The 19353-nt window shown below is 70.1% G+C and carries 15 protein-coding genes; 7 read left to right on the forward strand and 8 right to left on the reverse strand.

All coding sequences use genetic code 11. The annotated features are described in order from the left end of the window. The first annotated feature begins 332 nt into the window (after nt 1-332). From ACZ4IF_RS24740 to ACZ4IF_RS24755, 4 genes are all read left to right on the forward strand, one after another. On the forward strand, nt 333-830 hold the full coding sequence (locus tag ACZ4IF_RS24740) for a hypothetical protein (RefSeq protein WP_028802389.1): 498 nt from the start codon (nt 333-335) through the stop codon (nt 828-830). 2 nt (nt 831-832) lie between these two features. Next, nucleotides 833-3151, forward strand: coding sequence for a polysaccharide lyase 8 family protein (locus ACZ4IF_RS24745; protein WP_467566299.1), 2319 nt, complete (start codon nt 833-835; stop codon nt 3149-3151). 154 nt (nt 3152-3305) lie between these two features. Then, nucleotides 3306-4913 carry an acyl-CoA carboxylase subunit beta gene (locus ACZ4IF_RS24750; RefSeq protein WP_095936858.1) on the forward strand — a complete coding sequence of 536 codons (1608 nt, stop codon included), beginning with the start codon at nt 3306-3308 and terminating at the stop codon, nt 4911-4913. Between the two features lie 56 nt (nt 4914-4969). Beyond that, nucleotides 4970-5161: an acyl-CoA carboxylase subunit epsilon gene (locus ACZ4IF_RS24755; RefSeq protein WP_028802392.1), complete on the forward strand. Its 192-nt coding sequence runs from the start codon at nt 4970-4972 to the stop codon at nt 5159-5161. 174 nt (nt 5162-5335) lie between these two features. Here ACZ4IF_RS24755 and ACZ4IF_RS24760 read toward each other — a convergent pair whose 3' ends face one another. From ACZ4IF_RS24760 to ACZ4IF_RS24795, 8 genes are all read right to left on the reverse strand, one after another. Next, nucleotides 5336-5917, reverse strand: a complete 582-nt coding sequence (locus ACZ4IF_RS24760) for a GTP-binding protein (protein ID WP_467566303.1) — start codon at nt 5915-5917, stop codon at nt 5336-5338. Next, nucleotides 5898-6497 (reverse strand): DUF742 domain-containing protein, encoded by a 600-nt coding sequence (locus ACZ4IF_RS24765; RefSeq protein ID WP_345657259.1) that lies wholly within the window; start codon nt 6495-6497, stop codon nt 5898-5900. The genes ACZ4IF_RS24760 and ACZ4IF_RS24765 overlap by 20 nt, the downstream gene beginning before the upstream one ends. Nucleotides 6498-6591: 94 nt before the next feature. Continuing rightward, nucleotides 6592-7005, reverse strand: coding sequence for a roadblock/LC7 domain-containing protein (locus tag ACZ4IF_RS24770; protein ID WP_054219305.1), 414 nt, complete (start codon nt 7003-7005; stop codon nt 6592-6594). A gap of 10 nt (nt 7006-7015) precedes the next feature. Beyond that, nucleotides 7016-10225 carry a nitrate- and nitrite sensing domain-containing protein gene (locus ACZ4IF_RS24775; protein WP_467566307.1) on the reverse strand — a complete coding sequence of 1070 codons (3210 nt, stop codon included), beginning with the start codon at nt 10223-10225 and terminating at the stop codon, nt 7016-7018. A 350-nt stretch (nt 10226-10575) separates the two neighbouring features. Next, complete coding sequence (locus ACZ4IF_RS24780) at nt 10576-11151, reverse strand: GTP-binding protein (RefSeq protein WP_028802395.1); 576 nt, start codon at nt 11149-11151, stop codon at nt 10576-10578. Then, entirely contained in the window at nt 11132-11530 is a 399-nt protein-coding gene (locus ACZ4IF_RS24785; RefSeq protein WP_095936861.1) for a DUF742 domain-containing protein, read from the reverse strand. Before ACZ4IF_RS24785 ends, ACZ4IF_RS24780 begins: the two co-directional genes overlap by 20 nt. A gap of 111 nt (nt 11531-11641) precedes the next feature. Further along, nucleotides 11642-12055, reverse strand: a complete 414-nt coding sequence (locus ACZ4IF_RS24790; RefSeq protein WP_037764993.1) for a roadblock/LC7 domain-containing protein — start codon at nt 12053-12055, stop codon at nt 11642-11644. 9 nt (nt 12056-12064) lie between these two features. Beyond that, complete coding sequence (locus ACZ4IF_RS24795) at nt 12065-15898, reverse strand: sensor histidine kinase (RefSeq protein WP_467566312.1); 3834 nt, start codon at nt 15896-15898, stop codon at nt 12065-12067. A gap of 596 nt (nt 15899-16494) precedes the next feature. Here ACZ4IF_RS24795 and ACZ4IF_RS24800 point away from each other — a divergent pair. From ACZ4IF_RS24800 to gltX, 3 genes are all read left to right on the forward strand, one after another. Next, complete coding sequence (locus ACZ4IF_RS24800) at nt 16495-16683, forward strand: hypothetical protein (RefSeq protein WP_028802399.1); 189 nt, start codon at nt 16495-16497, stop codon at nt 16681-16683. Nucleotides 16684-16959: 276 nt separating this feature from the next. After that, on the forward strand, nt 16960-17736 hold the full coding sequence (locus tag ACZ4IF_RS24805; protein WP_467566316.1) for a fumarylacetoacetate hydrolase family protein: 777 nt from the start codon (nt 16960-16962) through the stop codon (nt 17734-17736). After that, complete coding sequence (gene gltX / locus ACZ4IF_RS24810) at nt 17729-19198, forward strand: glutamate--tRNA ligase (protein ID WP_467566319.1); 1470 nt, start codon at nt 17729-17731, stop codon at nt 19196-19198. Before ACZ4IF_RS24805 ends, gltX begins: the two co-directional genes overlap by 8 nt. Nucleotides 19199-19353 lie beyond the last annotated feature (155 nt).

Genomic DNA, 19353 nt, shown 5'->3' on the forward strand with positions numbered 1-19353 from the left:
TTCAACGAGGGGAACAAGAAGCACCGTAAACCTATTCCGTTCAAGTTTCAACATCATCCGCGACGTGTCTACGACGTTACGACGTGTCACGTACTTCCGCCCTCCGGGGGAGGGCGATCCGGCCGCCGGGCGCGGGTGCTCCGGCGGGCCCGGGGTGGCGCTCTCCGGCCGCCGGAGAACGGGGCGATCCGGTGCACTTCCACCCTCCCGCGCAGACAGGTCCGGACGCCCTCTGGCGAACGCGCGTAGACCTCGGGCACCATCTCCCTGCACCTGCACCGCCTGCACAACCGCCCCACAGGAAGCACGGTCGTCCGCAGGAAGGTTCCCCCATGAAGCTCCGCTCCGTCCTGACCGCCCTCGCCCTCGTCGTCGCCCCGGGCGTGGCCGTCATCGGCACCTCCACCGACGCCTTCGCCGTCACCAAGATCAGCCACGCCACGGCGACGTCGATGTTCCGCTCGTCCGGCATCACCTGGTCCTCGTCGGGTGGCTGCTCCGACCGGAACAACCCCACGTGCACGTCCTTCGAGCAGCTCAACCTCGCCACCGCGCAGGGCGCCCAGACCCTCAAGGGGGCCAGCGGCTGCGCGCTCAACATCACCGGAGGCACCGAGACCGGCCACGCGAGCGGCACGTACTCGCACTGGAACGGCTACAAGCTCGACTACGGCAAGAACACGTGCGTCACCGCCTACATCAAGAACAACTTCACCTACATCGGGCTGCGCGGCGACGGCGCCCCGCAGTACAAGTCCGGCTCCGGCAACATCTACGCCGACGAGGGCAACCACTGGGACGTCCTCTACTACAACTGCGGCGGCTGCTAGGCATGACGGCCAGCCGCCGTACGTTCCTGCTGGCGGCCGCCCTCCTGGCGGCCGCCGCACCCCCGGCGGGCGCCGCCCCGGCGGACGACGAGTACGCGCTGCTCCGCCGGCGCTGGCTGGGCATCGCGCTCGGCACCGGCTACGACCCCACGGCCGAGCCCTATGCCTCCCGGCTGCGCCGCACCGGCGAACTCGCCCGCGGCTTCGCGCAGTTCATGGCCCCCACGGCCGTGTCCCTCTGGCCGGACCACCCCTTCGACCCGCCCGCCGGCATCACCGCGAGCTACTCCCGGCTGTGGACGATGACCCAGGCGTACCTCCAGGAGGGCACCGGGTCGGCCGGCGACGAGAACCTCCTCGCGGAGGTGATCCGCGGCCTCGACCACCTCTTCGCGACGGTCTACAACCCGTCCACCACCCGGTACGGCAACTGGTGGGAGTGGCAGATAGGCAGCCCCCGGCTGCTCATGGACATCGTCGCCGCCCTCGACGAGGACCTCACCGACGCACATCGGGCAGCCGCCTGCGCGGCCGTGGACCACTTCGTCCCGGACGAGATGCTCCGCGACTACTCCGGCACCTCCACCGGCGCCAACCGTGTCGACCTGTGCCGGTCCGTGGCGCTGCGCGGCATCCTCGGCCGGGCCCCTGACAAGATCGCACTGGCCCGTGACGCGCTCTCACCCGTCTTCCCGTACGTGACGTCCGGGGACGGGCTGTACGAGGACGGATCGTTCGTGCAGCACGTCCAGGTCGCGTACTCGGGAACGTACGGCCAGGTCCTGCTCGACGGACTCGGCCGGCTCTTCGCGCTGCTCGCCGGATCGACGTGGGAGGTGACGGATCCGAACCGGCAGATCGTCCTGGACTCCGTCGAGCACGCCTTCGCGCCCCTCATCCACGACGGACTGGTGATGGACACCGTCAACGGGCGGGCCATCAGCCGGGGTTACCTGAAGAGCGACGACCAGCACGTCCTGCGCAGCGACCACTTCCACGGGCAGGCGCTGATCGCCGCGATCGCACTGCTCGCCCAGGGCGCGAGCCCCGCCGAGCGGCAGCGCTGGCACGGACTGATCAAGGGGTGGATCGCCCGGGACACGGTGAGCCCGATCCTCACGGCACCCCAGTTCGAGGTCGCCGACCTCGCGCGGCTGCACGCCGTCGCCGGCTCCACCGCCCCGCCCGCGCCCGAACGCGCCGGCCCCCGCCTGTTCCCCGCGATGGACCGTGCCGTGCACCGCGGCCCAGGCTTCACCGCCGCGGTCTCGATGGCCTCCGAACGGATCGCGCACTACGAGTGCGGGAACGGCGAGAACCCGCGCGGCTGGCACACCGGGGCCGGCATGACGCTGTGGTGGCCCGAAGGGCGCGCGGACCAGTACACGGACTGGTTCTGGCCCACGGTCGACTGGTACCGGCTGCCCGGAACGACCGTGTCCACCAAGCCACTCGCCGACCGCGAGGGCGGCGAGTGGGGCGCGCCCCGACCCGCGGTGCGCTGGGTGGGCGGCGCGACGGACGGAACCTGCGCGGCCGTCGGACAGCATCTGAAGGGACTCGGCTCCACCCTGGAAGCCCGCAAGTCGTGGTTCTGCGCCGTCGACTGCATCGTCTGCCTGGGTGCAGGCATCACGGCCGCCGACGGAGTGCCCGTGGAGACGGTGGTGGACAACCGCAGCCTGGGGGAGGGCGGCACCGAGACGCTCACCGTCCGGCGCGGCTGGGCCCACCTCGCAGGCCACGGCGGGTGGGTCTTCCCCGGCCCGGCCGGTACGTCGGCCCTGCGCACCCTCCGCGAGGACCGCACCGGCGCCTGGGCGGACATCAACACCACCAGCACCACGGAGCGGCGCACCCGGCGCTGGCAGACGCTCTGGCTGGACCACGGCACGGACCCGGTGGGAGCCGGCTACGCCTACGTCCTGATGCCGGGAGCCTCGCGCGCCGCCGTCGCGGCCCGGGCCGCCGATCGCGACTGGCTGCGCGTCCTCGCCAACGACGCCCGCCGGCAGGCCGTCCACGTGCCCTCCCTGGGGCTCACGGCGGCGAACTTTTGGCAGGCGGGAAGCGCGGGTCCGCTGAGCGCCACGGCGGGCGCCTGCGTCCTGGTACGCCGCCGTGGGCACACCGCTACGCTCTCTGTCAGCGAACCGCCCCGTACGGGCGAGCCGCTGGAGGTCGTCTGGGACCGGCCGGTGCGCGCGGTCCTCAGAGCCGATCCGTCGGTCGAGGTGCTCGCCACAGGCCGCCGACTGAGGGTCCGTGTCACTCCGTCGATGGCATGCGCCACACACGAATGTGAGGTGGCTCTCAGCTGACGGCTTTGTGTGACCTCTACAAGCCGGAGGCCCTCTGAGCAGTCAGATCGCCTGCATGGGGTCGCGGTTCTGTTCAGGGCTACCAGTAAAACGGGCCGGAGACTGTACGGAGTCGACGGCTCGCTTTCCTTGCCGGGCTTCGTAAGGTCACTACATGACCGTTTTGGACGAGGCCGGCCCGACAGACTCCACGAGCGCCACAGGCGAACCCACGGACGCGCGCGGGCGCGTGGCCGAACTGCACGCGATCCGTGCGGAGGCGCTGCGGGGTCCCAGCGAGAAGGCGACCGAGGCGCAGCACGCCAAGGGCAAGCTGACCGCCCGGGAGCGCATCGAGCTGCTGCTGGACGCGGGCTCGTTCCAGGAGGTCGAGCAGCTGCGCCGGCACCGGGCGACCGGTTTCGGCCTGGAGGCCAAGAAGCCGTACACGGACGGTGTCATCACCGGCTGGGGCACGGTGGAGGGCCGCACGGTCTTCGTGTACGCCCATGACTTCCGCATCTTCGGCGGCGCGCTGGGCGAGGCCCACGCCACGAAGATCCACAAGATCATGGACATGGCCATCGCGGCCGGCGCGCCGCTGGTCTCCCTGAACGACGGCGCGGGCGCCCGGATCCAGGAGGGCGTGTCCGCCCTCGCCGGCTACGGCGGCATCTTCCAGCGCAACACCAAGGCCTCGGGCGTCATCCCGCAGATCTCAGTCATGCTCGGCCCGTGCGCGGGCGGCGCGGCCTACAGCCCCGCCCTCACGGACTTCGTGTTCATGGTCCGCGAGACGTCGCAGATGTTCATCACGGGCCCGGACGTGGTCAAGGCGGTGACGGGCGAGGAGATCACCCAGAACGGCCTGGGCGGCGCCGACGTGCACGCCGAGACGAGCGGTGTCTGTCACTTCGCCTACGACGACGAGGAGACGTGCATCGCCGAGGTGCGCTACCTCCTCTCGCTCCTCCCGCAGAACAACCGGGAGAACCCGCCGCGGGTGTCCTGCGAGGACCCGGCGGACCGCCGCTCGGACGTCCTGCTCGACCTGGTCCCCGCCGACGGCAACCGCCCGTACGACATGGCGAAGGTCATCGAGGAGCTCGTCGACGACGGCGACTACCTGGAGGTCCACGAGCGCTGGGCCCGCAACATCATCTGCGCGCTGGCCCGCCTCGACGGCCAGGTCGTCGGCATCATCGCCAACCAGCCGCAGACCCTCGCCGGCGTCCTGGACATCGAGGCATCCGAAAAAGCTGCGCGCTTTGTCCAGATGTGTGACGCTTTCAATATTCCGATCGTCACGCTGCTGGACGTACCGGGGTTCCTCCCCGGCGTCGACCAGGAGCACGGCGGGATCATCCGGCACGGCGCGAAGCTGCTGTACGCGTACTGCAACGCGACGGTCCCGAGGATCTCGCTGATCCTGCGCAAGGCGTACGGAGGTGCCTACATCGTCATGGACAGCCAGTCCATCGGGGCCGACCTCACCTTCGCCTGGCCGACGAACGAGATCGCCGTGATGGGTGCGGAAGGTGCCGCGAACGTCATCTTCCGCCGTCAGATCGCCGACGCCGCCGACCCCGAGGCCATGCGCGTCCGCATGGTCAAGGAGTACAAGGCCGAGCTGATGCACCCGTACTACGCGGCGGAGCGGGGCCTGGTCGACGATGTCATCGACCCGGCGGAGACCCGCGAGGTGCTGATCAAGTCGCTCGCGATGCTGCAGACCAAGCACGCGGACCTGCCGTCGCGCAAGCACGGCAACCCCCCGCAGTAACCCAGCGGATCCTCCGCGGTACCCCCGCGGAAACCTCTCTCACGGAGACTGAACCTATGAGCACCCCGGACATTCGCGTCGAGAAGGGCCACGCCGAGCCCGAGGAAGTCGCCGCCATCACGGCCATCCTCCTGGCCCGCGCCGCCGCCCAGCCGGACACCGCCCCGACCCACCGCGGCCGCGCCAAGGCAGGCTGGCGCCGCCTGGAGCGCGAGCCCGGCTTCCGCGCTCCGCACAGCTGGCACTGAGCCCCGGGCCCGCCCGGGCCGACGCAAGGCCCCGCCTCCCTCGGGAGAGCGGGGCCTCGGCGTTTCCGGAGCAGCACCGCCGAAGGGGGTGCCCGGGCGGAGGCGTACGAAACGGCCCCCGCGCCTCCAACAGGAGGCGCGGGGGCCGTTCTCGGGCGTGTGCGGTGTCCCGCGCTAGCGCAGCCGCGCCATCAGCGCGTGCTCCACGAGCGTGATCAGCGCCGACTTGGCGTCCGCGCGGTGGCGGGCGTCCGTCGTGATGATCGGAGTGTCCGGTCCGATCTGGAGCGCCTCACGGACCTCTTCGGGGTTGTACGGCTGGTGTCCGTCGAAGCCGTTGAGGGCGATGACGAACGGCAGACCGCTGTTCTCGAAGTAGTCGACCGCGGGGAAGCAGTCGGCGAGACGGCGGGTGTCGACCAGGACGATCGCGCCGATGGCGCCACGGACCAGGTCGTCCCACATGAACCAGAAACGGTCCTGGCCCGGCGTACCGAAGAGGTAGAGGATCAGGTCCTGGTCCAGGGTGATGCGGCCGAAGTCCATGGCGACGGTGGTCGTCGTCTTGTCTCCGGTGTGCGTGAGGTCGTCGATGCCCGCGGAAGCGGACGTCATGACGGCCTCGGTGCGCAGCGGGTTGATCTCCGAGACGGCGCCGACGAACGTGGTCTTGCCCACGCCGAAGCCGCCCGCCACCACGATCTTCGCGGACGTGGTGGAGCGGGAAGGCCCTCCGCTAGAGCTTGCGAAGTCCACTGAGCACCCTTTCGAGCAAAGTCACGTCTGGCTGGCCACCGGCGTTTTCGTCGCCGCCGGGCTGATGGATGGCGACCAGTCCCGCCTCCGCCAAGTCGGCGACGAGGATCCTGGCCACGCCGAGGGGGATCGTCAGGAGGGCCGAGACCTCGGCCACCGACTTGATCTCTCGGCAGAGATTGCAGATCCGCTGATGCTCGGGCAACTGGCCCTGCATCTGGTGCGGCTGCGCAGTGGTGTGCACCAGCGCCTCGATGGCGAGCTGGTAGCGGGGCCTGGTGCGGCCGCCCGTCATGGCGTACGGGCGCACCAGCGGATTGTTCGACGCGCCGGCCGGCGACGGCTCGGGCGAGCGTCGCTGCGGCTGCACGGGCTGGATGCGCGGCGCCGGCGGTTGGTCGTACGGCGACGGACCAGGACCCTGGGGGCCCTGGGGCGCGTACGGCTGGCGCCGGTGGCTGGGCGCGGAGGGGAAGTTGTACCGGTTCGGGTTCTGCGAACCGTCACCCTGGCCGCCCTGCCCCTGACCGGGGCCGTACGACCAGTTACCCGAAGACGAACCGCCTGGGGGTGTTGCCACTTTCTCCTCCTCCGACTGTGCCGGGCACCCAACGCTGTGGGACCGCGTCCCGAAACCTTACGGCCCCGGGACGTCAATACGCACCGTCTGTCTGCTAGTTGAGAAGGCTCCCCTGGAGCTCTGCTCGGAGATCCGGGGTCAGGACCGTGCCCGCACGGTCGACCAGAAGGGCCATCTCGTACCCAATGAGACCGATGTCCGCCTCCGGGTGTGCAAGGACGGCGAGCGAGGAACCATCAGAAACGGACATGATGAAGAGGAATCCTCGCTCCATCTCCACAACTGTCTGGTTCACATGGCCGCCCTCGAAGATGCGGGAGGCTCCCGCGGTCAACGAGGTCAGACCGGACGCGACGGCCGCCAGCTGGTCGGCGCGGTCACGGGGAAAGCCTTCGGACATCGCCAGAAGGAGTCCGTCGGCGGAGACCACCACCGTGTGGGACACCCCGGGGGTGTTGTCCACGAAGTTGGTGATCAACCAGTTCAGGTTCTGTGCCGCCTGGCTCATCGGGCTCACACTAACGCTCCTGGTTGTAGGTGCTGTCAGGACCGAAGCCCTGGCCGTTCGTGTCACTGCTTGCATTGCGTCCCCGCTCCACGCCACGGCGCAGGTTGCTCAGCCTGCCCCGGACGTCCTCGGGTGCGCGGGAGACCTGGGGGCCGCCCTGTGGGGTCGATTCCGCGGTTCCCTCGACCAGGTTGGCCTTGGGCACCCGCCGCGGCAGGCCGGAGGAGGTGACCCCGCCCGCCTTGGGCTTGCGGAGCTGTGCCGCCTGCTGCCAGCGGTCGTCGTTGGACGAGCGCCACTCGCCGTTGCCGTCCGAGGTCGGAGCGTTGGGCGCAGGCGCCGCCTGCTCCCGCTGCTCCGCGGGGCGCTGGCCGTTGCCGTTGGCACCCGAAGAGGCGCCACGGCGCGGCAGCCCGGCGTCGGTCAGCTGGTGGCCGCCCGAGGGGGCCGGTCCCGGACGGGTGAAGCCTACGCGGTCCTGCTCACTCACGTCAGCGGCCTGCGAGGATTCCGTTTCCGGAGCGTAGCCGGATCGGTACCCGCCCGTGTACGCGCCCTGCTGCGGCCAGTCGTCCTGGTAGGACGGCTCCTCGAAAGCGGAGAACGTCTCCGGGGCGGAACCCTGGACTCCAGCACGGGCGTCCTGGCCCGGCTCCGCATACGCGGGCTCGGGGTAGCCGCCGTTGGACGGGAAGTACGTCTCGTCATACGCCGCCTGCTGCGGGTCCTCGTACGCCGTCTGCTGGTCGTACCGGGCCTGCTGCTCGTCGTACGCGCTCTGACCGTCGTCGTAGGACGGGGCGCCGTTGTCGAACGCGGGACGCTCCGCGAAGTCCGCCTGGTAGCCCTGCGGCGCTTCGATGGCCTCGTGGCCCTGAGCCTGGGCCTCCAGGGCGGCGCGGCGCTCCTCGCGCATCAGCGAGCGGCCCACGGGGTCCAGGTCGCGGATGTCGTCCGGGACCTCGTAGCGGCTGTCGTCGAAGCCGAGTTCGGCGGCCGTGCGCAGCGGCTGCTGGCTGCCGAAGTCCTCACCGTGGAACGAGTGCTGCTCGGGGATGATCTGGGACACCGTGAACTCGTCGCGGATCGGCTGCTGCTCGCCACCGCCACCATGGGTGATCGCGTCGGGGAGCATGACCAGCGAGGTGGTGCCGGCCTGCTCGCCCGAGGGGCGCAGCTGGACGCGGATGCCGTGCCGGTCGGACAGCCGGCCGACCACGAACAGGCCCATGCGCTGCGAGATCGCGGCGTCCACGGTCGGCGGGTTGGCCAGCTTGTGGTTGATGTCCGCGAAGTCCTCGGCGGTGAGGCCGATGCCCTTGTCGTGGATCTCGACCATGATGCGGCCGTCCGGGAGACGGGTCGCGGTGACGCGGACCTTGGTCTGCGGCGAGGAGAACGTGGTGGCGTTCTCCAGGAGCTCGGCGAGCAGGTGCACGAGGTCGGTCACGGCGCGGCCGTGGATCTCGGCCTCCGGGACGCCGGAGAGCTCGATGCGCTCGTACTGCTCCACCTCGGAGGAGGCGGCGCGCAGCACGTCGACCAGCGGGACCGGCTGGTCCCAGCGACGGCCGGGCTCCTCGCCCGCGAGGACCAGGAGGTTCTCGCCGTTGCGGCGCATACGGGTCGCGAGGTGGTCCAGGCGGAAGAGGTTCTCCAGCTGGTCCGGGTCGGCCTCGTTGTTCTCCAGGTCGGTGATCAGGGTCAGCTGGCCCTCGATCAGCGACTGGTTGCGGCGCGACAGGTTGGTGAAGATCGCGTTGATGTTGCCCCGCAGGAGGGCCTGCTCGGCGGCGAGTCGGACGGCCTCGCGGTGGACCTGGTCGAAGGCGCGGGCGACTTCGCCGATCTCGTCCGTCGTGGTGATCGGGATGGGCTGGACGCGGGTGTCGACGCGGCCCGGGTCGGTGCGCGAGAGCTGGTCGACCAGCATCGGCAGGCGCTGCTCGGCGACACCGAAGGCCGCGTTGCGCAGCTGGCGCATCGAGCGGCTCATCTGGCGCGCCACCATGCCGGCCAGGATGAAGGCGGCGAGCAGGGCGACCACGACGGCGGCACCGGTGATGATGGCGTCGGTCTTGGCACTGGCGGAGATGTCCGCGGCCTCGGCCACGGCCTTGTCGGCGAGGTCCGACTCGATCTGGCGGTAGGCGTCGTACTTGGCCGTGTTCACGACCCACCAGTTCTGCGCGGTGACACCCTGGGCGGCCACACGGTCGAGCTCGGTCTGTGACGGGGACTTCAGGCCCGCCAGCAGGGCGACCATGTCAGTGGGCTTCGCCGGCGGCGGGGTGTAGGTCTGGCCCTTGGCGGCAGCGGCCGCGCCGGCCTCCTTCGCCTTGGCCGTCAGGTCGGTCTTGATCTGGACCTGGGCCGCGTCGAGCTTGTCGGAGTCGGCCTGGGTGCCACCACCGAGGTACTCCTCGACGGCGATGCCTTCGAGGTAGGCGTAGGAGGAGAGGGCGACGCGCTGGGAGGCGAGGCTGCCCCTGCCCGGACCGGGCTTGACCAGCATGTGCATACCGATGGACCGCTCCAGCGACAGTGCGGCCTTGGACAGCGAGATCGCGTAGACCGTACGGCCGTAGCTGGTGATGTTTCCGGTGCCCAGACCGAGCTCGTTGGCGAACTCCATCAGCGGGTGCTGGATCTGGAGGTAGCCCTCCTCGGTCTTCACACCCTCGGTACTGGAGGAGTAGGCGATCTTGCGCAGGGGGTCCAGACGGGGCTCGACCTTGCGGAAGATATCGAGCCGGCGCTCCAGGCCCGCCGTCTTCGGCATGTTCTGGGCGGCCTCGTCGAAGACGTCGGCGGCATCGTCGGTGGCCTTGCGGGCCTTGACGACCGTCGGGTCGCTCTGGCCGGCACCGCTCAGCAGGGGCTGGGCGGTGATGTCGCGTTCCTCGAACAGCTTGTCGCCGTAGTTCAGGGCGGCCTGCACCAGACGGGCCGTCTTCTCGGCGTCCTGGGCCTCCTGCCAGGTGTTGATCGAGCTCTTCACCTGGAAGCCGCCCATGACGAGGCCGACCACCACGGGTATGAGCAGGATCGCGTTCAGCCTGGTGGGCACACGCCAGTTGCGCGGGGAGAGACGGCCGCCGCTCGGGGCGGGCGCCGCCGTAGGCTCCTGAACGGGCACCTGTGCGGGCGCCGCTCCGCGCGGCGGCGGGGTGAAGTTGCCCCGTGCCGACGGCTCGGGACCGTTCTTGCTTCGCCTCACTCGACCAACAACCTCTCGGCGTCGGCACCTACGTTGTGCCGCGGTATGTCCAGCGCCCTTGACTACTGGGCAGTTCAGCGCATTCCAGCACGTCAGGCGGCGCCCTTCCAAACACTCGGAATCGACGATTCCGAGTGGCGTACGCCCCAGATAAAACGGTCATAAAGAGCGAGCCCCGCCAAAAGGCGGGGCTTTTGTGAGCGCAGCGGTACCGGGTGACCGCGATGCGTGTCTGCGTCTGCGAAATTCTCTGTCGAAACGTTATGAACACTGTGGCCGACCGTGTCAAACGACACAGCCGGCTCCAATGTGTCTACGACAACTTCCGTACAGAGCCTCGCACTTGGGTGCTATCGCAGGCGAGCCATGAGGGCGTGCTCGACCAGCGTGATCAGCGCGCTCTTCGCATCCGCACGGTGCCGGGCGTCCGTCGTGATGATCGGGGCGTCCGGTCCGATCTGGAGCGCCTCGCGCACCTCTTCGGGGTTGTACGGCTGGTGTCCGTCGAAGCCGTTGAGGGCGATGACGAACGGCAGACCGCTGTTCTCGAAGTAGTCGACCGCGGGGAAGCAGTCGGCGAGACGGCGGGTGTCCACCAGGACCACCGCGCCGATGGCGCCACGGACCAGGTCGTCCCACATGAACCAGAAACGGTCCTGGCCCGGCGTACCGAAGAGGTACAGGATCAGGTCCTGGTCCAGGGTGATGCGGCCGAAGTCCATGGCCACCGTGGTGGTGGTCTTGTCCCCGGTGTGGGTCAGGTCGTCGATGCCCGCGGAAGCGGACGTCATGACGGCCTCCGTGCGCAGCGGGTTGATCTCCGAGACGGCACCCACGAACGTGGTCTTGCCGACGCCGAAGCCACCCGCCACCACGATCTTCGCGGAGGTGGTCGCCCGGCCTCCGTCAGAGCTTGCGAAGTCCACTGAGCACCCTTTCGAGCAAAGTCACGTCCGGCGCGCCGCCGTTGTTCTCGTCGCCGCCCGGCTGGTGAATGGCGACGAGTCCGGCCTCCGCGAGGTCCGCGACGAGGATCCTGGCCACACCGAGCGGCATGGACAGGAGGGCCGACACCTCGGCCACCGACTTCACCTCACGGCAGAGGTGGCAGATCCGCTGATGCTCGGGGAGCAGACCCATCAGCTGTGCCGGGTCGGCCGTGGTGCTGATCAGCGCCTCGATGGCGAGTTGGTACCGCGGCCGGGTCCGGCCGCCGGTCATCGCGTACGGACGTACCAGCGGCTGGTCGCCCTCATCCTCGTACGGCTGCGCGTACGGATCATGAGAGGCGGTGGGCGGGGTCATGAATCCTCCGGGCTGGACAGCAAGTCGGTCAGTCGTGCCGTCTGTTGGGGCCGGTGGGGGGATTGTGTCGGCCGGACGGTGATTTCGTGCTGTGGGTAGAACCCAGGGCCGTCAGTGGAGCAGACTTCCCTGTAGTTCGGCGCGCAGGTCCGGCGTGAGCACTGCGCCCGCGCGGTCGACGAGCAGCGCCATCTCGTAGCCGACGAGACCGATGTCGCACTCCGGGTGGGAGAGGACCGCCAGGGACGATCCGTCCGAGATGGACATCAGGAAAAGAAAACCGCGTTCCATCTCCACGACCGTCTGCGCCACGGTGCCGCCCTCGAAGATCCGGGAGGCCCCGGCCGTCAGCGAGGTGAGACCGGACGCGACGGCCGCGAGCTGGTCCGCGCGATCGCGGGGAAAACCTTCGGACAGCGCCAGAAGGAGTCCGTCGGCGGACACGACGACGGTGTGGGACACCCCGGGGGTGTTGTCCACGAAGTTGGTGATCAACCAGTTGAGGTTCTGTGCCGCCTGGCTCATCGGGCTCAACTAACGCTCCTGCTGGTGAGTGGGGCTGGGGAAGCTGCCGGTCTGGCCGGTACCGGCCTGGCGACCCTGCTGGATGCCCCGACGGAGATTGGTCAGCCGGCCGCGTACGTCATCGGGCGCACGCGAGACCTGCGGACCGCTTTGGTGCGATTGCTGCTGTGCCGTACCCGCGACGAGGTTCGCCCGCGGGACGCGGCGCGGCAGGCCGGAGGTGGTGACCCCGCCCGCCGACGGTTGACGGACGCGTTCTGCCTGCCGGACGAGGTCGTCGTTCGGCGAGGTGCGCCACGAGGCAGCGGCCGGTGCGGCAGCCGGACGCTGCGGAGCCGAGGGAGCCTGCGGCTGCTGCGCAGCCTGCGGCGAACCCTGGGAGCCGTTGTTCTGGGCGCCCTGGGAGTGGGCGCCGTTCGCCTGACCGTGGAACCAGTTGGTCTCCAGCGTGTCGTACAGCGGCGTCCGTCCGTCACCGGCGCCGGGCGCCGGCGGCAGCGCCTCGGGCTCCTGCTGACGGGGTGCCCGCTGCTGCGGCTGAGGGCGCTGGGGGGCGCCGGGCCGCTCGAACTGGCCGGTGGACGAGGGGTCCTGGCCGTTGCCGTAACCGGGGACCGCGAACTGGCCGGTGGACGAGGGGTCCTGGCCGTTGCCGTAACCGGGGACCGCGAACTGGCCGGTGGACGAGGGGTCCTGGCCGTTGCCGTAACCCGGGACCGCGAACTGACCGGTGGACGTAGGGTCCTGGGCGTTGCCGTAACCCGGCCGGGCGAACTGACCGGTGGAGGACGGGTCCTGGGCGTTGCCGTAACCCGGCACCGCGAACTGGCCCGTGGACGACGGGCCCTGCTGCGCGGGGGCCTGGTGGGACGCGTTGAAGACGTCGGGACGGACGAACTGCCCGGTGTTCTGCGGCGCGCCGGCACCGGGGCGCGGGGCGTCGAAGTCGGGACGGGCGAACTCGGACGTGGAGCCCGGGCCCTGACGGTCGTCGATCCGCGGCATGCGCGAGGTGGTGTCGGGCTCCTCGTGACCACGCGGGGCGTCCAGGGACGAGCGCGGTACCGGCGGCTGCGCGTTCTCGTCGCTCCAGCTCGGCACACGGGGCTGCTGGTCGCTACTGGGCAGCTCGCCACGCGCACCACCGCGGCCGGGAAGCTGCGGCCTGCGACGTCCGGTCTTGCCGCCCGTCGGCTGCTGCTGGGCCGGCGCGGCAGCGGGGCCGCTGTCACCGAAACCGCCCTGGCGCGCACCGGCTCCACCCTGACGGGCACCGGACACGTCGCCGAAGCCGCCGCCCTGGCGGGAACCGTCACCGAAGCCCTGAGCGGAACCGGGGCCGGCCGCCTGGAGACCCTGCGGCGCACCCTGTCCGAAGCCACCGGCGCCGGCACCGGCCGGAGCCGGCCTGCCCTGCTGACCGGAAGCCGGACCCTGCTGACCACGCGCTCCACCCGGAGCGCCCGGACGACCGCCCTGGTTGCTGCCGGGCAGCGCGGCCCGCGGGCCCTGTCCCGAGCCGACCTGACCGCGCTGCGGCGGGGCGCCGAGGCGGCCACCGCCGGCGGCCGGAGCACCGGCACCGAGCGAGGGGCCACCCTGCGAGCCGTTGCCGCGGCGGGCCGCGGCGACACCGGCGGCCGCCTGCGCGGCGGCGGGACCGCCACCGCCCGGGGCGCCCTGGCCGGGCTTGCCCGGAGTGGGCTTCTTGGCGCCCTGCGCGACGTCGACGGGCAGCATGACCAGCGCGGTCGTACCACCGGAGTCGGACGGGCGGAGCTGGATGCGGATGCCGTGGCGCTGCGACAGACGACCGACCACGAACAGACCCATGCGGCGGGACACCGAGACGTCCACGGTGGGCGGCGAGGCGAGCCGCTCGTTGATCGCCGCGAGGTCCTCGGGGGAGAGGCCGATGCCGGTGTCGTGGATCTCGATCAGCACGCGGCCGTCGGGCAGCGCGTGACCGGTGACCTTGACCTTGGTCTGCGGCGAGGAGAACGAGGTCGCGTTCTCGAGCAGCTCTGCGAGGAGGTGCACGAGGTCGTTGACGACGCGGCCGGCGACCTCGGTGGTCGGCACGGCGGCCAGTTCGATGCGCTCGTACTGCTCCACCTCGGACGCGGCGGCGCGGAGCACGTCGACCAGCGGGACCGGGCGGGTCCAGCGGCGGCCGGGCTCTTCACCCGCGAGGACGAGGAGGTTCTCGCCGTTACGGCGCATGCGGGTCGCGAGGTGGTCGAGCTTGAACAGCGACGACAGCTGGTCGGGGTCGGCCTCGCGGGACTCGAGTTCCGAGATCAGCGACAGCTGGCGCTGGATGAGGCCCTGGGAGCGGCGCGAGAGGTTGGTGAACATCGCGTTGACGTTGCCCCGCAGAAGGGCCTGCTCGGCGGCGAGGCGGACCGCCTCGCGGTGCACGTCGTCGAAGGCCGCGGCCACCTGGCCGATCTCGTCCCGGGAGTGCACACCGACCGACTCGACGGACGTGTCGACGTCCTGCGGGTCGGACTCGGACAGCTGCTTGACCAGCTCGGGCAGGCGGTCCTGGGCGACCTTGGTCGCGGTGTCCTGGAGGCGGCGCAGCGAGCGGATCATGGAGCGGGCCACGACGAAGGCGCCGACGAGGGAGACACCGAGGACGAGGAGGATCAGCGCACCCGAGATGATCGCTTCGCTCTCGGACTCGTTGCGCAGCTCACGGGCCTTCTGCTCCATCTGGCCGAGCAGCGTGGTCTCGATGGTCGACATGTTCTGGATCTTGGACGTGTCGTCGTCGACCCAGTCCTTGTACGAGCGCTTGGTCTGCGTCTTGAGACCGTCCGGGCCGCCGAGCACGCGCTTGGCGTACTGGTCGGCGGACTGGATGGTCGGGTTGTCGCCCTCGACGGGCTTGAGGAGCTCGGTGACGCCGTTGCCGTAGATGTTCTTGAAGCCGCTGATCTCCGACTCCTGGCTCTCCTGGGCGGAGAGCGCGTACTGCCGGTCGTTCTCGGAAAGCGTGCCGAAGGTGGACTTGGTCTCGGGCAGCGCGGCGGCGATGACGGCGCGCTGGACGGAGGCGTACTCCTTGGCGGAGGAGAAGGCGGACAGCGCGCGGGTGCGCTGGATCATCTCCGGGTTGCTGGTCGCCTCGGCCATGTCCTGCGAGAGCGCGAGCAGCTGGGTGACGAGGCGGTGGTAGGCCTCGACCGTCTGCGTCGAGTTCTTCGGGTCGTTGTAGGCGTCGTTGCGGATGCTGCTCAGCTTGTTCAGCTCGCCCGCGATACCGACGAGGCTGTCACGGACGCCGGACAGCTGTCCCTTCGCCGTGGCGTCGTCGATCTCCTGCGTGCCCTCGAGGAAGTGCTTCTTGGCGACATCCGTGGCGTCGCGGACGCCCTTGACCGTGTAGTCGGTGGCCGGGGCGCCGTGCGCCAGCGGGCCGGCCGACTGGTCGCGCTCCTTCTGGAGCGCGGCGGCGAGCTCGGTCGCCTGCTTGGTCATGTCGGTCAGCAGCTTCATGTTGTCGAGCTGCTGGATGTCGTCCATCGACTGGTTGATGCGCAGCGCACCCAGCGAGGTCGCGGCGACCACGGGGAGCGCGAGCAGCGAGACCAGTCGCGTCGAGATGCGCCAGTTGCGCAGGGCTACGCGTGAGCCGGGGCCGGTCGGGCCCTTCGGCTTCGCGGCCGGTGTGGCGGGAGTCTTGGCCTTGGCGCCGGGGCGAGCGGAGTCACCGCTGCCCCCGAGCTCTGCCGGTCCCGGGTTCTGGGCGTGCTGGGGCGAGGAACCGCGGTCGGTCCCGCCGTGCGGCTCCGGCTCCGCCGAAGCGCTGCCATCCCTCTTGAAACGTCCCTGCACTAGCGTCGCAACCTCTGGACCAGGCGTCCCACCGGTGATACGGCGAGACGGTGTCGGCGTCGTTCAAGGGCGCAGATGCGCCCCCTGGTGGTCGTGAGTGACCGGCGCAGGTTCCCCCTTACCGCCGCCAATCGGCGCTGCGTTGCGCCCCTGCGCGCCGGTTCGATCCCGCGGCGGTCCGTGGAATTCCAGCACAGTGCAGGATCTCCAACAAGGCCCGAGAGCCAGGCTGTGACCTCCGTGACACCTTGTGAGTGCAGCGTCACGAGGCGTAGAAAGTGATCTCGTACATAACGGGCGTATGCCTACGAGGTGTTGGAGTGGGCCGGGTGTCCCAGTCGCCATGATCAGGAGCGGAATGTTTGCTTCAATGGAGCAATGTCCGTTTCGCCAGGCCGAGTTGAGGGTCTGAATTGACCGGTTTGCCTGCTAGTAAGTGAGGAAACTCACATGGCGATCATGGCCTCTTCGCGGCTTCGCCGGGGAATTGCATGTTTAGCCTGGCGCTTTACAGGGATGGCGAATCCGACAACCCGCGCCGGAATGGGGGCTTTTGAGCCCGCCCGGCGCCCCTCACGACAAGGTCGAGTACACCGGTGAAGACGACGATGATGTTCCGCAACATAGCCAACCCGCGACGCACGACGCTGGCGCACCTCGAGGACGCCGACGCGCTGCAGACGCCGGACCAGCCGGAGCACTCGGTCGATCTTCCCACCCAGACCGCCAACCCGCGCCGCACCGTCCTGATGGAAGCCCCGGTCGCGGCCTCCGTCGCCCAGTAAGTAGTACGCACGTCGGCGGCCGGCCGCTCAACAGGGCCCGCACGGATCTCGGCGCCGGCCGCACCTGCCCCCACGAACGGGCCTCCACGCCGGAGGCGTCCCGCGGCGCACCCCGGAAGGCCGGCCCGCCCGCCGACGGCGCGTGACGGCGTCCGGGGGCGCGGCCACGTACGCACCATCCGGTGCGCCCGCGTATATGCGCGAGGCGCGGAGCCCTCCCCGCGTTAGCCTGGAGCGTCAGACTCCAGCCAGCTCAGTGAGGGGCGCAAGGATCCCGTGCGCATCGCCAGATTCTCCATCGACGGCAACGTCGCTTTCGGCGCGGTCGAGGGCGACAAGCCGGACGAGCTCGTCCTCGACATCATCAAGGGCATCCCGTTCGCGGACTTCGAGCTCTCCGGTACGAAGGTCCCGCTGAGCAAGGTCAGGCTGCTGCCGCCCGTGCTCCCCAACAAGGTCGTGGCCTTCGGCCGCAACTACGCGGAGCACGCCAAGGAGCTCGGCAACGAGGTGCCCGACGCCCCGTTCGCCTTCTTCAAGCCGTCGACCTCGGTGATCGGCTCCGGCGACGAGATCCAGTACCCCTCCTTCTCGAACGAGCTGCACCACGAGGCCGAGCTCGCGGTCGTCATCGGCCGCATGTGCCGCGAGGTCCCGCGCGAACGCGTCAAGGACGTCGTCCTCGGCTACACCTGCGCCAACGACATCACCGCCCGGGACGTCCAGAAGCGCGAGAAGCAGTGGGCGCGGGCCAAGGGCTTCGACACCTCCTGCCCGCTCGGCCCCTGGGTCGAGACGGACCTGGACCCGAGCGACCTGACCATCCAGCTGACGGTCAACGGGCAGCAGCGCCAGCTCGGCCGCACCAGCGAGATGATCCACTCCGTCGAGGACCTGATCGTCAACATCACCGAGGCCATGACGCTGCTCCCCGGCGACGTGATCCTCACCGGCACCCCGGCTGGGGTCGGCCCCCTGAACGTCGGCGACGAGGTCGCCGTCACCATCGAAGGCATCGGCACTCTCACCAACAAGGTGATCAAGCGTGGCTAACGCGAACGTCCGCGTACGTTTCTGTCCCTCCCCGACCGGCAACCCCCACGTGGGCCTGGTCCGCACCGCCCTGTTCAACTGGGCGTTCGCCCGGCACAACGAAGGCACCCTGGTCTTCCGCATCGAGGACACCGACGCGGCCCGCGACTCCGAGGAGTCGTACGACCAGCTGCTCGACGCGATGCGCTGGCTGGGCTTCGACTGGGACGAGGGCCCCGAGGTCGGCGGCCCGCACACGCCGTACCGCCAGTCGCAGCGCATGGACATCTACAAGGACGTCGCGCAGAAGCTCCTGGACGCCGGGCACGCCTACTACTGCTACTGCTCCACCGAGGAGCTCGACGCCCGCCGCGAGGCCGCCCGCGCCGCCGGCAAGCCCTCCGGCTACGACGGCCACTGCCGTGACCTGAGCGCCGAGCAGACCGAGGCCTACAAGGCCGAGGGCCGCACGCCCATCGTCCGCTTCCGCATGCCGGACGAGACGATCACCTTCACCGACCTGGTCCGCGGCGAGATCACGTACCTCCCGGAGAACGTGCCGGACTACGGCATCGTCCGTGCGAACGGCGCGCCCCTGTACACCCTGGTGAACCCGGTCGACGACGCGCTGATGGAGATCACCCACGTCCTGCGCGGCGAGGACCTGCTCTCCTCCACCCCCCGCCAGATCGCCCTCTACAAGGCGCTCATCGAGCTGGGCATCGCCAAGGAGACCCCGGCCTTCGGTCACCTGCCGTACGTCATGGGCGAGGGCAACAAGAAGCTCTCCAAGCGGGACCCGCAGTCCTCCCTCAACCTCTACCGGGAGCGCGGTTTCCTCCCCGAGGGTCTGCTCAACTACCTCTCCCTCCTGGGCTGGTCGCTCGCGGCGGACCGCGACATCTTCACGATCGGGGAGATGGTCGCCGCCTTCGACGTCGCGGACGTCAACCCCAACCCGGCCCGCTTCGACCTGAAGAAGGCCGAGGCCATCAACGCCGACCACATCCGCATGCTCGACGTGAAGGACTTCACCGAGCGCTGCGCCCCCTGGCTGCAGGCACCTTTCGCGCCCTGGACGCCCGAGGACTTCGACGAGTCGAAGTGGCAGGCGATCGCTCCGCACGCGCAGTCCCGCCTCAAGGTCCTCTCCGAGATCACGGAGAACGTCGACTTCCTGTTCCTGTCGGAGCCGGTCTCCGACGAGGCGTCCTGGGCGAAGGCGATGAAGGAGGGGTCGGACGCGCTGCTGCGCACCGCGCGCGAGAAGCTCGGCGGCGCCGACTGGACCGACCCGGAGTCCCTCAAGGAGGCCGTCCTGGCCGCCGGCGAGGAGCACGGTCTCAAGCTCGGCAAGGCGCAGGCCCCGGTCCGTGTCGCCGTCACCGGCCGTACGGTCGGCCTCCCGCTCTTCGAGTCCCTGGAGATCCTGGGCAAGGAGAAGACGCTGGCCCGCATCGACGCCGCGCTGGCGAAGCTGTAGCCGTCCGTCCCGGAAAGAGGGGGGTGGGGGGGGGGGCGGGGGCCCCCCCCCCCCCCCCCGGGAGCGGCGTCGCGGGCGGGCGGGGCGGGGCGGGCGCGCTCGCGGGGGGCGGCGACGGCGGGGCGGCCGCGGCGGCGACCCCGGCGTCAGGGGCG

Source organism: Streptomyces sp. NPDC025784, assembly GCF_055558435.1.